Below are 14,253 nucleotides of genomic sequence, written 5' to 3' on the forward strand. Positions count from 1 at the left end.
ATTGGGCAGAACGTCATTGTGACGCCATGACGACGACCTCCCAAACCCTGACGTTTAAATCGCCCGATGAAACCGCAGATTTCGCGGCCCGTGTCGGGTCTTCGCTTGGTGCCGGGGACGTCCTGTTGCTTAGCGGCGCAATCGGCAGCGGCAAGACGCATTTCGCGCGCAACCTCATTCAATCACTTATGCCTGAACCGGAAGACGTGCCATCACCCACATTCACTTTGGTTCAGACCTATGACACCCCTGCCGGTGAGATCTGGCACTGCGATCTTTATCGGCTGAACGCGTTAGAGGAAGTGGATGAACTGGGTTTGGTTGAAGCCTTTGACACAGCAATCTGCCTTGTGGAATGGCCGGAAAAACTGGGCGCACTAGCCCCTGTCGCTGCGTTAAAACTGGCCTTCGAAACAGACCATGACACAGAAGAAACCCGCCACATGTCCTTGTCATGGACCGATCCGAAATGGGTAGACAAGTTGGAGAATGCCGGATGACAAACAGGACAGTCCTGGCAGAGGCCCTTATTGCACAAACTCCTTGGGCCGGGGCAACGCGTGCACCACTGGCCGGCGACGCATCGAACCGCCGGTACGAACGCGTGACCGATCCGGTCAGTGGGCGAACGGCTGTCCTGATGGATGCACCACCTGACAAGGGCGAAAGCGTCGAATCGTTTGTGCGTGTTGCCGAGTATCTGCGTTCGATTGGCCTGAGTGCGCCCGAGATTTACGCAGAAGACGCTGAATATGGATTTCTGCTGCTGGAAGATCTGGGTGATGATCTGTTTGCACGCGTCCTTAAAAAAGACCCGTCCAAAGAACGCCTTTTGTACGAGGCCGCGACAGACGTGCTGCTGCACCTGCATCAGGCGCCAATATTATCACTACCGTCTTACGATCCAGCCCTGATGACGGACTTGGCGGCACTGGCGCTTACGAAATATGCCGCTGGCATTCAGGGCAATGTTGATCAGGACGTTCTGGACCGGTTCGAACTTCGGTTTGCAGATATTTTGCACCGCGAAACCTCTGGGGACAAAGTTGTCATTCAAAGGGACTATCACGCAGAAAACCTTCTGTGGCTGCCCAAGCGCGACGGCATAAGGCGCGTCGGATTGCTGGATTTCCAATTGGCCATGCTGGGGCACCCCGCCTATGATCTGGTGTCCTTGCTTCAGGACATTCGCCGCGATGTTTCGGTCGGGACAGAAATGCAGATGATCAACCGCTATATTGCAGGGTCAGGTATGGACGATCACGAATTTCGTACCGCGTACAGCGTATTGGGCGCGCAGCGAAATCTTCGCATCCTTGGCGGTTTTTCGCGGCTGGCAACCGACTACGGCAAGCCGCAATATCTGGACATGATCCCGGCGGTCTGGTCGCACCTCATGAGGGATCTGGAACACCCTGCCCTTGTTTCGGTGGCCTCGCTGCTGCACGACGCTCTGCCCCGACCAACACCTCAGAATTTGGCCAGGCTGAGGCCCCAATGACCGGATCGCCCTTTGCCGTAATGTTGTTTGCCGCCGGGTTTGGCACCCGTATGGGCGCGTTGACCAAGGACCGACCCAAACCGCTGATCGAAGTGTCCGGGCGCGCCCTGATCGACCACGCGCTGGATCTTGTCGACAACCTTGGCCCTGTTCGCACAGTGGCAAACGTGCATTACCACGCCGATCAGCTCGACGCGCATCTCAGGCCCAAAGGCATTCTGATATCGCCGGAAGAGCCGGAGATTTTGGAAACCGGCGGCGGGTTGCGCGCAGCCCTGCCATTGCTGGGCACCGACCCTGTGTTCACACTGAATACCGACGCAATCTGGTCCGGCCCAAATCCATTGATGCTGCTGCAAAACGCATGGGACCCGTCCCGCATGGATGCGCTTTTGATGTGTGTTCCGACTGCGCAGGCCATTGGTCACGACAGGCCGGGTGATTTTACCGCCGATCGGGTGGGGCGGATCACGCGTGGGCCCGGCTTGGTTTACGGGGGCGCGCAGATCCTCAAGACACAAGGGTTGCACGCCATTTCGCAACCGGCGTTTTCGTTGAACCTGCTTTGGAACCAGATGCACGATCAGGGGCGTTTGTTCGGCATCGAGTATCCCGGTCGCTGGTGTGATGTGGGCCACCCCGATGGGATCGCTCTGGCCGAGGATTTGCTGGCAGATGTTTGACCCCGGACCCCTGCCCCGAGTCTTCGCCGTCCCGCCCGGTACGGATTTCCCCAAGGCGTTGGTCGACGGCCTGAGGCGGCGTTGTTCAGGCCCGCCCGAGGCTTTGGCGCGGGTGGGGCTGGTGTTGAACACGCGGCGTATGGAACGGCGCGTACGTGATCTGTTCAATCAGGGGCCACCATGCCTGCTGCCCCGCATCACGCTGTTAACCGATCTGGGGGACAGCGCTGATCTGGCGCATATTCCACCTGCCATCCCGCCCCTTCGGCGGCGTCTGGAATTGTCTCAGCTGGTGGCCAAATTGTTGGAACAACAACCGGATTTGGCCGCCCGGTCGTCGATTTTTGACCTGTCCGACAGTCTGGCGGCACTGATCGACGAAATGCAGGGCGAAGGTGTGTCACCGGACACGATCCGGGGGCTGGATGTCAGCGACATGTCCGGCCATTGGGCGCGGGCTCAGACCTTTATCGGTATCGCAGATCATTTCATTGACACGGGCTCGCAGGTGATGGACGCGCAGGCCCGCCAACGTCGCGTGGTCGAAAACCTGATCACCCGCTGGCAAACCGATCCCCCCCTGCATCCGGTTATTCTGGCCGGGTCGACCGGTTCGCGCGGCACCACGCTGATGCTGATGGATGCCGTCGCGCGCTTGCCGCAAGGGGCGCTGGTACTGCCCGGATACGATTTCGACCAGCCGGATCACGTTTGGGAAGGGTTGAATGATGCGTTGACTTCGGAGGATCATCCGCAATACCGGTTTCGCAAGCTGATGCGCGGGCTGGGCCTGTCACCCGGCCAGATTACTCCATGGACAGACCTGAACGCCCCCTCGCCTGCCCGTAACCGTCTGGTTTCCCTGGCTTTGCGCCCAGCCCCGATCACCGATGCCTGGATGAGCGAAGGCCCGAAACTGGCTGATCTACTCGGCGCAACCAAAGACCTGACACTGGTCGAGGCGCAATCACCGCGGGACGAGGCTTTGGCCATTGCCCTGCGCCTGCGACAAGCTGCCGAAACCGGTCAGACCGCCGCCCTGATTACGCCGGATCGCATGTTGACCCGTCAGGTAAGCGCCGCGCTGGATCGGTGGAACATTCTGGCAGATGACAGCGCCGGTCTGCCGCTGCAACTCTCGCCTCCGGGCCGGTTTCTGCGACATGTGGCTGGTCTGTTCACGCGCCGTCTGGACGGCGAGGCGCTGCTTACATTGCTAAAGCACCCTTTGTGCCATGACGGCAGTGAACGCGGTAAACATTTGCTGCACACGCGTGATCTGGAACTGGATCTGCGCCGCAATGGCCCACCATTTCCGGATGGCACCAGCCTCACCGCATTTGCAGTACGCAAAGAAGCCCCCGAAAGCTGGGTCCATTGGGTTGTTCACCACTTCTGCGATCAGCAGATCAGTGGCGAGTTGGCGCTTTCCGACTGGGTAGATCGGCTCACAACACTGGCCGAGGCGATCTCGGCTGGCAGCGCAGGTGAAACCGGCACGTTGTGGGACAAGAACGCGGGTCAAAAGGCGCTGGCAGTGCTGAATTCCCTCAGGGATGAGGCGCAACATGGCGGGCCGATGACAGCCCATGATTTTGCCGATCTTCTGGGCGCGCTGCTTGCCGGAGAAGAGGTCCGCGACCGCGACGCGCCACATCCGCATATCATGATCTGGGGCACACTCGAAGCGCGGGTACAAGGTGCACACCTGTTGATCCTTGGCGGATTGAATGAAGGCAGTTGGCCAGAGGCACCGGCGCCCGACCCCTGGCTGAACCGACAGATGCGCGACAGGGCGGGCCTGTTATTGCCTGAACGCCGGATCGGCCTGTCGGCGCATGACTTTCAACAGGCCATCGGCGCGCCCGAGGTCTGGCTAACCCGTGCAACCCGCTCGGACGATGCGGAAACGGTGCCGTCCCGTTGGGTGAATCGGCTGACAAATCTGTTGCAGGGTCTGCCTGAGCAGGGTGGCCCCCAAGCGCTGGCCGAAATGCGCGCCCGTGGCCAAAACTGGCTGAACTGGTCCGAGGCTCTGGAAGATGCGCCGCGCATTGACCCCGCGCCACGCCCATCCCCGCGCCCGCCAGTTGTCGCGCGTCCGCGTCACTTGTCAGTAACGGAAATCAAGCGACTGATCCGCGATCCCTATGCCATTTACGCCAAGCATGTGCTGCGGTTGAAACCTCTCGATCCGCTTGTCCAGGCACCCGACGCGTTGCTGCGGGGGATCGTGATCCACGAAATCCTCGAACATTTCGTCAAGGATAGCGTGCTCGACAACGCCTTGCTGACGCGTGAGAATTTTCTGAAACGCGCGCACACATTACTGGAGCAGCATGTCGCCTGGCCCACGGCGCGACATCTGTGGCTGGCGCGGCTGGAACGGATCGCAGACGACTTTATCAGCGCTGAACTTTCGCGCCGGGGTGACGGTGGGCCAGTGGCCTTTGAAGCGGAGATGAAGCTGGTGCTGAACCCGTTGGACTTCACCATCACAGGGCGCGCTGACCGGATCGATCACAACAGCCGGGGGGCCTTGCGGATCATCGACTATAAAACCGGCGCGCCTCCAACAGAAAGCCAGCAATCCAAATTCGACAAGCAATTGCTGATCGAGGCCGCAATGGCCGAGCAGGGCGGTATCGAGGGGCTTGACCCGATGGCGGTGGCAGAGGCCATCTTCATCGGTATGGGTGGTGCCTATAAAGAGGTGCCCGCGCCGCTGCTGAAAGAACCCGCCGACAAGGTTTTGACCGAGCTGAAAGAGTTGATATCAGCCTATTTAGAGTCTGATCAGGGGTATTCGTCCCGCCGAATGCTGCACAAAGATACGGATATCGGTGACTATGATCATCTTGCCCGGTTCGGCGAGTGGGACCGGACAGCCGAAACGCGCACCGAGGATCTGACATGAGCGCGCGCAACGAAGCAACCGAACGGCAGGTGCAGGCCTCGCGACCCGATGCCTCGACCTGGCTGGCCGCCAATGCAGGGTCAGGGAAGACACGGGTTTTGACCGATCGGGTGGCGCGCCTGCTGCTGGGTGGCGTCCAGCCACAACACATTCTTTGTCTGACCTATACCAAAGCCGCTGCCAGCGAGATGCAAAACCGGTTGTTTGACCGTCTTGGCAAATGGGCAATGCTTGAAGACGCCAGGCTGCAAAAGGACCTGGCCGAACTGGGCGTGACCGGCGCCATCGATTCAGACCGGTTGGCACAAGCGCGAACCCTGTTTGCCCGCGCCATTGAGACGCCGGGCGGCTTGAAAATCCAGACAATTCATTCTTTCTGCGCCTCGTTGCTGCGTCGTTTCCCGCTCGAGGCCGGGGTCAGCCCGCAGTTTTCGGAAATGGAAGACCGTGCGGCAGCTTTGCTGAGGGAAGAAATTGTTGAAGATTTCGCGGAAGGCCCGCAGGCAAGGCTGATCGAAGACGTGGCCCGGTTTGTCACCGATTCAGGCTTTGACAAGCTGACTGCGGCGATCGCCCAAAAGCGCAACCTGTTCGCGCAACAACTGGATTGGTCTGATCTGTTGCAACGCTTCGAGCTGCCCTCGCATTTTAGCGATAATGCGTTGTTCCAAAGCGTTTTTTTGGGTGGTGAGGTTGAGCTGATCCAGTCAATGTTGCCCCTATTGCTCGAAAGTGGCGGCAATAATGCCAAGGCAGCGGCAAGGCTGGCAGGGTTTACCGAAGCACGATTGGCTCACTTGCCCATGCTGGAAGACGTGCTGCTGACCGGAAAAGGCGCAAAAGAACCGTTCACCGCCAAGATCAACGGCTTTCCCACCAAGCCCCTTCGCGAAGGTGCGCTGGCGGACCGGATGCCTCAACTCGAAGCTCTCATGCTGCGGGTCGAAGCTGCGCGTGAATGCCGACTGGCGCTGGTTGCTGCCCAGAAAACCGCCGTTTTGCACCGCTTTGCCGCTGCATTCCTACCGGAATATGAACGCCGCAAGCAGTTGCAGGGGTGGCTGGATTTCGACGACCTGATACTGCGCGCACGTCAGGTTATGAATGACCCGGCGGTGGCTGAATGGGTGCTGTACCGTCTGGACGGGGGTATCGACCACATTCTTGTCGACGAAGCGCAGGACACCAGCCCCGATCAATGGGATGTGGTGGAAAAACTGGCTCAGGAATTCACCAGCGGGGAAGGGGCCCGATCAGGGGTCGAGCGCACTATCTTTGTTGTCGGCGATAAAAAACAATCGATCTATTCCTTTCAGGGCGCCGACCCGCAAGCCTTTGACCGTATGCAGGAAGAGTTTGACCGGAAACTCTCTGAATCAGGCTCTAAACTGTGGGATTCGACGCTGGAATATTCATTCCGATCCTCCAGCGCGATCTTGTCTCTGGTCGACACGCTTTTTGAAAACCGCGCCGATGCAGGATTTCAGAAGGAAAGTCAGCACCGCGCCTTCAAATCCGATTTGCCCGGTCGGGTTGATCTTTGGCCCGTCGTCGAGAAAGTCGAGGACGCGGAGGAGGGGGATTGGACCGATCCGGTGGACCGGCCCGGATCACGGCACCATACCGTTATTCTGGCCGAACGGGTGGCTGCGTCGATCAAAAAAATGATCGATGACGGCGAAACTATACCTGAAGACGGGGACACACAGGGCCAGTTTGTTCGACGCAAAGTTCAGCCCGGTGATTTTCTGATCCTGGTGCAACGCCGGTCTGACCTGTTCGCCGAGATCATCCGCGCCTGCAAGGTTGCCGGGCTTCCCATCGCCGGGGCGGACCGGCTGAAAGTGGGTGCCGAACTTGCGGTCAAGGATCTGGCTGCGCTGCTTAGCTTTCTGGCGACGCCCGAAGACAGCCTGTCGCTGGCGACAGTTCTGAAATCCCCACTGTTCGGATGGTCCGAGCAGCAGCTTTTCGATCTTGCCCATCGGCGGGAGGAGCAATTCCTGTGGGCCGCTTTGCGCAGGCGCGCCGACGATTTCCCCGAAACCCTGGCCGTGCTGAACGATCTGCGCAGTCAAATCGACTTTCTGCGCCCCTATGACCTGATTGAACGCATTCTGACCCGACACGACGGGCGACGAAACCTGTTGGGCCGACTGGGACCCGAGGCTGAGGACGGTATCAATGCCCTGCTATCGCAGGCGTTGGCCTACGAGCGGACGGATATCCCCAGCCTGACTGGATTTCTGGTCTGGATGCAGACCGACGATCTGGAGATCAAACGACAGATGAGCGGGGTCGGAAATATGATCCGGGTGATGACGGTGCACGGCTCGAAAGGTCTGGAGGCTCCGATCGTCATTCTGCCTGATACCGGCAAACGCCAGCCGCCACGCGACGCCGAAATCATGGTGGCAGACGGGACACCCCTGTGGAAGGTTTCGGCAGACCAATCGCCGAACCTGATCACTCGCGCCCGGACAGAGGCGCGCACCCGCGAGGAAAATGAACGGCTTCGCTTGCTTTATGTGGCTCTAACAAGGGCTGAAAAGTGGCTGATCGTGGCAGCGGCAGGTGATTTGGGTAAAGATGGCAACAGCTGGTACCAGATGGTAGAAGCAGCGATGGAAAGGGCCGGGGCAACGCAACTGCCTGGCTCAGATACACGTCGGCTGTCCCATGGCGACTGGGATGGGTTTCCACTGGTTGAGCTGTCACGCGCATCGGCTGGACATTCAGATCTACCTGATATGTTCCTGCACCCTGCACCTGAACCGGTTGTACCTGCGGCCACCATCAGCCCTTCGGATCTGGGTGGGGCCAAGGCGTTGCCAGGTGACGCTGGTCTGGATGAAGACGCTGCCAAACTGCGCGGAACCCGCGTGCACCTGCTGCTTGAGCATCTGCCCAAAGTCACGCAGGACCACTGGCCAGAGCTTTGCGCCCGCCTGCTGCCCGGCATGGGGCAAGAGGATCAGAACGCATTGCTGACCGAAGTCACAGGCGTGCTGACATCCGAAAGCCTGCGACACATTTTCACGCCGGACACATTGGCTGAAGTACCTGTAACTGCCGACCTGCGCGGGCAGCGAATGTATGGGATTGTCGACCGCCTGATCGTGACGGACACCGAAGTCCATGTAATTGATTTCAAATCAAATGCCACCGTTCCGAACCGGGTCGAAGATTGCCCCGAAGGGTTGCTTCGCCAAATGGGCGCGTATGCGCAGGCCCTGTCGCAGATCTATCCGGACCATAAGATACGCACCGCAATCCTTTGGACAAGAACGGCAAATCTTATGTGGTTGCCACACGATCTTGTGACGGATGCCGTGGCCTGCACCCAGATATCTTGACCTTGCCTACTGCCACCCCTACCTTCACAGCCCAAGCGCATTTCATTCAGGAGACATAATATGTCGACCGTAGCCGTCACCGACGAAACCTTTGACGCCGAAGTCAAGAACTCGGACGTTCCAGTTGTAGTGGATTTCTGGGCCGAATGGTGCGGACCCTGTAAGCAGATTGGTCCGGCACTGGAAGAGCTGGCCGCCGAATATGGCGGCAAGGTCAAGATCGCCAAGGTGGACGTGGACAACAACCCGAACTCTGCCGCCGCCATGGGCGTGCGCGGCATCCCGGCGCTGTTCATCTTTAAGGACGGTCAGGTTGTATCGAACCGCGCAGGCGCTGCCCCCAAAGCCGCGCTGCAAAGCTGGATCGACGAATCCATCTGATCTGGCGATAACGGATTGTTCGAAAGGCGTCTCAGATTGGGGCGCCTTTTTTGTTGAAACGGCGGGGAAACCAATGGCAAAAACGCGCGTTCTTGTAGAATTCGGGATGGGCACATCCCTGCGCCGGATGGACTATACCGAGGCGTCGCTGCGGGCGATCAGGGACGCGCTGTGGCACAACTCGGTCAATATGGCCGAACTTTTTGGTTTCCCGAAAGAGGCGATGATCATCGATGCCGAGATCGGCGTGCAGCAGCCGGATCAAGTGGATACCGACGCCCTCAAAGCCGTTTTCCCTTATGGTCAGCCCAACATTACCGTCACAAAAGGTGGGCTGGACATCGAAAAACCGAATGGTGACGACCACACGGTGATAGCCAACGCTGCACTGATCGTTTCTTTCGACATGGACCCGGCGCAATGAGTGAAAAGCGGATCATCCTGGAAATGGGCAACGGCAATGACCTTTATGGCCAGGATTATACCAAAGCAGCCCGCCGCGCGGTACAGGACGCGCTGCATCATTCATCCATCACGCTGTTTTCAAAGCTGGGGATCGATCACAACGAAATGCGCGTGCGTGTGACAATCGGCGTTCAGAATCCGGAGCAGGTGAATTGCGAGCTGGTTGCTGCCGACTTGCCGCGCGGCCGGGTCGAGGTTCGCGCGGTCAAAGGTGGTCTGGATGTCGCTGATGAAGAAGCTGGCACTCTGCACGTCATTGCAACTGCCGCGGTCGAAGCCTTTTTACCCGATCTTGCCGGGAAATACGTCCAGAACTGAGCAACGAAAAAGCCGCTCGGAAATCCGGGCGGCTGGTTCGGTGTGACGATCCGTCGGTTGGATCAGATTTTTGCGATATCCGCGCGGCTCAGACCGATATCGTCCAGCTGCGTGTCGCTAAGTTCCGACAGAAGGTTCCGTGTTTTACGGGCTTCATTCCATGCGACAATATTGTCGAATGCATTGATGAAAACGTCCGCCACGTGCAGGATGGTAGCTGCTCCGAGCGGCGCATGAATATTAGCTGTGGTTGCCATGTGCGCAGTCCTTATTGAAGAAACAGCCGACCCGTCGTCGGTTGTGAGCCTCATCTAGTACCGCTTGGCCGGACTCACAATTGCTGGTCCGGTAACCCCGAATTGCATTTTTTGCATATCTTTTGGGCAGTTTGGCAATGGGTTGCGCCAACAACAGGTCCGGCCCATATATACCGCCAGCAAAAGCGGAGACGATCATGGCAGATAACGACTTTCCCGGTTGGCACGGCACAACGATTATCGGCGTCAAGAAGGACGGTCATGTCGTCATTGCCGGCGACGGTCAGGTGAGTCTGGGTCAGACCGTGATCAAGGGCACCGCGCGCAAGGTGCGTCGCCTGTCTCCCGGAGGGTTCGAGATCGTGGCAGGTTTTGCCGGATCGACAGCGGATGCCTTCACGTTGCTGGAACGGCTGGAAGCCAAGCTTGAGGCTACGCCCGGCCAACTGGCCCGCGCCTCAGTTGAACTCGCCAAGGACTGGCGCACAGACAAGTATCTGCAAAAGCTTGAGGCGATGCTGATCGTGACAGACGGCAAGGATCTGCTTGTCATCACCGGGGCAGGGGATGTTCTGGAACCCGAACACAATGTGGCTGCCATCGGGTCGGGAGGCAACTTCGCTCTGGCCGCCGCGCGTGCCATGATGGACAGCGACAGATCCGCAGAGGACATCGCCCGGCAATCCATGGCCATCGCAGCAGATATCTGCGTCTATACCAATGGCAACCTGACGGTTGAGACGATCTCAGGCTAAAAGCGCTTTGATCTCTTTGCCTTTCCATCGACGGTGCATGCCGATCAACCCCAGGACCGCCGCTACGATCACGATGTAATAGGGCACGCGGATATCGATGCTCATCAATCCGCCACCGATCAGTGACATGATCCCGCCCGCAAGGCAGAACACGGCAGTGGCCACGCCCATGGCCCAGCCCTGATCCGCCTCGCTGACGCTTGAGGAGAACAGGCCCAACAGCGTTGGATAGGCGACCCCGAACAGGAAATAGAAGAAAAACACCGGGACATAGCTGAATACACCGCTTGGGCTGAAGGCAAAGGCAAACCCGCAAATGACCATCACCACAAGCGACGTGTAAATGATCGCGTGTTTGCTGAACCTTTCCTGGGCAGGCTTCACCAGGAACGTGCTGGAAAAGGCCAGCGCCACACCGATGACCACCATCGCCACGCTGCCCCCGATGACCCCATACCCGAATGCGCTGGTTAGGAAATTGTCGACAAACACGTAGAATGTGACATTGGCGATCATGAAAAACGAATAAACCGGCAGGATTTTCAGAACCAGTGGGTGTTCGCCAACTGCGATCAGGCTGTCGGTAATATCACGGGGGCGAAACACAAAGGGCTCGCGCTTGGTTCGGGTGTCCTTGAAAAAGAGCAGCACCAGAAATATCGCCACCAGAACCAACACGAACGCGCCATAGAACGGGGTTTTCAGCGTGGCAAAGCCGCCAAACAGCGCCGAATCCGACAAAACCGCGCCGATGATCGGCCCGCCGACAAGGCCAAAGCTGACACCTGTCACGATGTAGCCCATGTTTCGGTCCCGGTCAGACGCGTCAGTGCTGCCATCGATCATCGCTGCCTGCGCGATGGGCTGATTGCCCGCAGTGAACCCGGTAATCGAACGGCCGACGATCAGCAGAAGCAGGTTATTGAGATAAAGCGCCACAATGGTCAGCGCATATCCGGCCAACGCCCCCCCAAGGCAGACCAGCAACGCATTCTTTCGCCCGATCGAGTCAGACACTTTCGAGACATAAACAACACCCAGAAACCACGATAGGAAAAAACATCCGATCACCAGACCGTAGTAAAAATGCCTGCGGCCGACAGGCGTACTTTCAGGCAGGAAACCCGAGTTCGTTTCCATGATCAGCGAATTGATGATGGGAAAGACCAGGCCTTGCCCGATCAGATCCACAAACACCACGAACAGCAGGGTAATCTTGGCAATCTTCGTCATACAACTCGCCCCGTGCTCAAATGCTTTGGGGCGAGTGTAGCAGATATGCGCCGTGTCAGCTAACGACGGATTAGAGGCCGGATGATCCGGCCTCTGTCGTTCAGATTATTTAAGCGACGCAACACCCAGCGGGACGCCAGCGACCTCACACCAGATGTAAACTTCGTTGTAGCCCGAGATGTCCATAGTTGGAGGCACCGCATAAGATTGCTTGCCTTTCAAATTCAGCAGTGCACCCAGCTTAGATGACGGGTCGTATTCGCCATCCTTACCGAATGCCACACGCGGGTCGGGGCCACCGTCCAACGAAAAGTCGTTGCCTAATTCAACGATATAACGATCGCCATCCTTTTTTACTTTGACCGAGCCGCTGGTTTCGTGCTTCGAGCGCCCCTCGAAATGACCCTTTTTCTTGTCACCCCCGGCCAAAGCCGCATTGGTGCCGACCAGAGTCAGAGCCGCGCCAGTGGCAGCCGCGTTCAGAAAAAGTGAACGACGAGTCATCATTTTATGTTCTCCATTAGATAAGTGCGGGTGACTTTGCCCGTTGACGCAGACTATGCGCAGCAAATATCTGTGTGGCGATTCACATCACCTCGAATTTCCGTGTTCGGTTCGTGTGTTGGCGTGAGTTTTTTGTGATCAGCTTGTGTTTTCGCAGCTTATGATTAGGTTTCGGTGCGAAACAAACGGATAGAACACATATGACCGACCTGACCCCGCGCGAGATTGTCTCGGAACTGGATCGTTTCATTATCGGGCAAAAGGATGCCAAGCGCGCCGTGGCCGTTGCACTGCGCAACCGCTGGCGCCGCAAGCAGTTGCCGGACGATATTCGCGAAGAGGTGTATCCAAAGAACATCCTGATGATCGGCCCCACCGGTGTCGGCAAAACCGAGATCAGCCGCCGTCTGGCCAAGCTTGCGCGCGCACCCTTTATCAAGGTCGAAGCCACGAAGTTCACCGAGGTTGGCTATGTCGGTCGCGACGTGGAACAGATCATCCGCGATCTGGCCGATGCCGCCATTCTGCAAACCCGGGAATTCATGCGCGAAGATGTCAAGGCCAAAGCCTATCAGGCCGCCGAAGACCGCGTGATTGACGCCATCGCTGGTACGGATGCCCGTGAAGGCACACGAGAGATGTTCCGCAAAAAGCTCAAGTCGGGTGAGCTGGATGAGACGGTCATTGAACTGGACGTCGCGGACAGTTCAAACCCAATGCCGATGTTCGATATTCCGGGACAGCCTGGCGGTCAGATGGGGATGATGAATCTGGGCGATATCTTCGGTAAGGCGTTTGCCGGGCGCACTGTTAGAAAACGTCTGACTGTCGCCGAAAGCTATGAGGTTCTGATCGGGGAAGAGGCCGACAAGCTGCTGGACGATGAGACGGTCACCCGCACCGCATTGGAATCGGTGGAGCAGAACGGCATCGTTTTTCTGGACGAGATTGACAAGGTCTGTGCCCGCACAGAAGCGCGTGGTGGTGATGTAAGTCGTGAAGGGGTGCAGCGCGATCTGCTGCCTCTGATCGAAGGCACAACCGTCTCGACAAAGCACGGTCCTGTTAAAACCGACCACATCCTGTTCATCGCATCCGGTGCGTTCCATATCGCCAAACCATCAGACCTTCTGCCCGAATTGCAGGGTCGTCTGCCCATCCGGGTAGAGCTGCGCGCGCTGACCGAGGAAGACTTCGTGCGTATCCTGACCGAAACCGACAACGCATTGACCCGTCAGTACACGGCCCTCATGGCCACCGAAGAGGTTACGGTTGGGTTTACCGAGGATGGTATTGCCGCCCTGGCGCGGATCGCAGCCGACGTGAATCAAAGCGTTGAAAACATTGGTGCGCGGCGGCTTTACACCGTCATGGAACGGGTCTTTGAAGAGCTGTCATTCACCGCACCAGACAGGGCCGGAACGGAAATAACGGTCGATGCGCAATTCGTGAACGACAATCTGGGCGAATTGACCAAGTCGGCGGATTTGAGCCGTTACGTTTTGTAGTAGCTCGGATCCGATACTGCCGCTTTTCCCGTTTCTTTACTCCGCTCTTTCGTTCCAAACAAAGCGTTTTTCTATTCACGTGATTGCATTTTTGGCCACCAGCAAGGAATGGACAATCAGAAGTTCAGCAAAGAGCCCCGTCAAGAAAGTCGCCAAAGCCATCAGACGCAAAACTCGACAAAAGAGCTTACCCATTCAACTTGTTCGCGCGGTCAGTTAACTACGCTCTGAAAATTTCGAATCGAAGTCACATTTCAGATACGTGCGGCAAATCCAAAACGTATGCAACAGACGGTTGAGGTTAGGTGTTATGGAGATTGAGCGGACGGGGTTGTCGGGTGTGTTGGTTATTCGCCCGCAGCGGCATGGGGATTT

13 protein-coding genes are annotated in these 14,253 nt (G+C 57.7%); 10 read left to right on the plus strand and 3 right to left on the minus strand.

Annotation, left to right across the window (positions count from 1 at the left end; genetic code table 11):
- The first annotated feature begins 26 nt into the window (after positions 1 to 26).
- The 8 genes from tsaE (at position 27) to ACR0ID_RS18415 (ending at position 9,621) form a co-directional block, all read left to right on the plus strand.
- Positions 27 to 500, plus strand: coding sequence for a tRNA (adenosine(37)-N6)-threonylcarbamoyltransferase complex ATPase subunit type 1 TsaE (gene tsaE, locus ACR0ID_RS18380; RefSeq protein WP_480607705.1), 474 nt, complete (start codon positions 27 to 29; stop codon positions 498 to 500).
- Complete coding sequence (locus ACR0ID_RS18385) at positions 497 to 1,501, plus strand: aminoglycoside phosphotransferase family protein (RefSeq protein ID WP_480607707.1); 1,005 nt, start codon at positions 497 to 499, stop codon at positions 1,499 to 1,501. The genes tsaE and ACR0ID_RS18385 overlap by 4 nt, the downstream gene beginning before the upstream one ends.
- Positions 1,498 to 2,184, plus strand: a complete 687-nt coding sequence (locus tag ACR0ID_RS18390) for a nucleotidyltransferase family protein (RefSeq protein ID WP_480607709.1) — start codon at positions 1,498 to 1,500, stop codon at positions 2,182 to 2,184. The genes ACR0ID_RS18385 and ACR0ID_RS18390 overlap by 4 nt, the downstream gene beginning before the upstream one ends.
- A complete protein-coding gene (addB, locus tag ACR0ID_RS18395) occupies positions 2,177 to 5,101 on the plus strand; it encodes a double-strand break repair protein AddB (RefSeq protein ID WP_480607712.1) in 2,925 nt (974 codons plus the stop codon). Before ACR0ID_RS18390 ends, addB begins: the two co-directional genes overlap by 8 nt.
- Entirely contained in the window at positions 5,098 to 8,457 is a 3,360-nt protein-coding gene (addA, locus tag ACR0ID_RS18400) for a double-strand break repair helicase AddA (RefSeq protein ID WP_480607714.1), read from the plus strand. Before addB ends, addA begins: the two co-directional genes overlap by 4 nt.
- Positions 8,458 to 8,517: 60 nt before the next feature.
- Positions 8,518 to 8,838 (plus strand): thioredoxin, encoded by a 321-nt coding sequence (gene trxA, locus ACR0ID_RS18405; RefSeq protein WP_209505247.1) that lies wholly within the window; start codon positions 8,518 to 8,520, stop codon positions 8,836 to 8,838.
- 73 nt (positions 8,839 to 8,911) lie between these two features.
- Complete coding sequence (locus ACR0ID_RS18410; protein ID WP_480607717.1) at positions 8,912 to 9,262, plus strand: Lin0512 family protein; 351 nt, start codon at positions 8,912 to 8,914, stop codon at positions 9,260 to 9,262.
- Positions 9,259 to 9,621, plus strand: a complete 363-nt coding sequence (locus ACR0ID_RS18415; protein WP_480607720.1) for a Lin0512 family protein — start codon at positions 9,259 to 9,261, stop codon at positions 9,619 to 9,621. Before ACR0ID_RS18410 ends, ACR0ID_RS18415 begins: the two co-directional genes overlap by 4 nt.
- A gap of 62 nt (positions 9,622 to 9,683) precedes the next feature.
- On the opposite strand, the gene ACR0ID_RS18420 is transcribed toward ACR0ID_RS18415, so the two are convergent.
- Positions 9,684 to 9,878 (minus strand): DUF1127 domain-containing protein, encoded by a 195-nt coding sequence (locus ACR0ID_RS18420; protein WP_480607723.1) that lies wholly within the window; start codon positions 9,876 to 9,878, stop codon positions 9,684 to 9,686.
- A 197-nt stretch (positions 9,879 to 10,075) separates the two neighbouring features.
- Here ACR0ID_RS18420 and hslV point away from each other — a divergent pair, with 197 nt between their 5' ends.
- Positions 10,076 to 10,633, plus strand: a complete 558-nt coding sequence (gene hslV, locus ACR0ID_RS18425) for an ATP-dependent protease subunit HslV (RefSeq protein WP_480496391.1) — start codon at positions 10,076 to 10,078, stop codon at positions 10,631 to 10,633.
- Here the strand turns inward: hslV and ACR0ID_RS18430 are convergent.
- Together ACR0ID_RS18430 and ACR0ID_RS18435 are read right to left on the minus strand one after the other, a co-directional pair.
- Complete coding sequence (locus ACR0ID_RS18430; RefSeq protein ID WP_480607726.1) at positions 10,625 to 11,866, minus strand: MFS transporter; 1,242 nt, start codon at positions 11,864 to 11,866, stop codon at positions 10,625 to 10,627. The genes hslV and ACR0ID_RS18430 overlap by 9 nt on opposite strands.
- 105 nt (positions 11,867 to 11,971) lie before the next feature.
- On the minus strand, positions 11,972 to 12,373 hold the full coding sequence (locus ACR0ID_RS18435; protein ID WP_480482580.1) for a DM13 domain-containing protein: 402 nt from the start codon (positions 12,371 to 12,373) through the stop codon (positions 11,972 to 11,974).
- Between the two features lie 197 nt (positions 12,374 to 12,570).
- Between ACR0ID_RS18435 and hslU the strand changes: the two genes are divergently transcribed.
- Entirely contained in the window at positions 12,571 to 13,878 is a 1,308-nt protein-coding gene (gene hslU, locus ACR0ID_RS18440; protein ID WP_480607730.1) for an ATP-dependent protease ATPase subunit HslU, read from the plus strand.
- Positions 13,879 to 14,253: the final 375 nt, after the last annotated feature.

This window comes from Ruegeria sp. AL2, assembly GCF_056540845.1.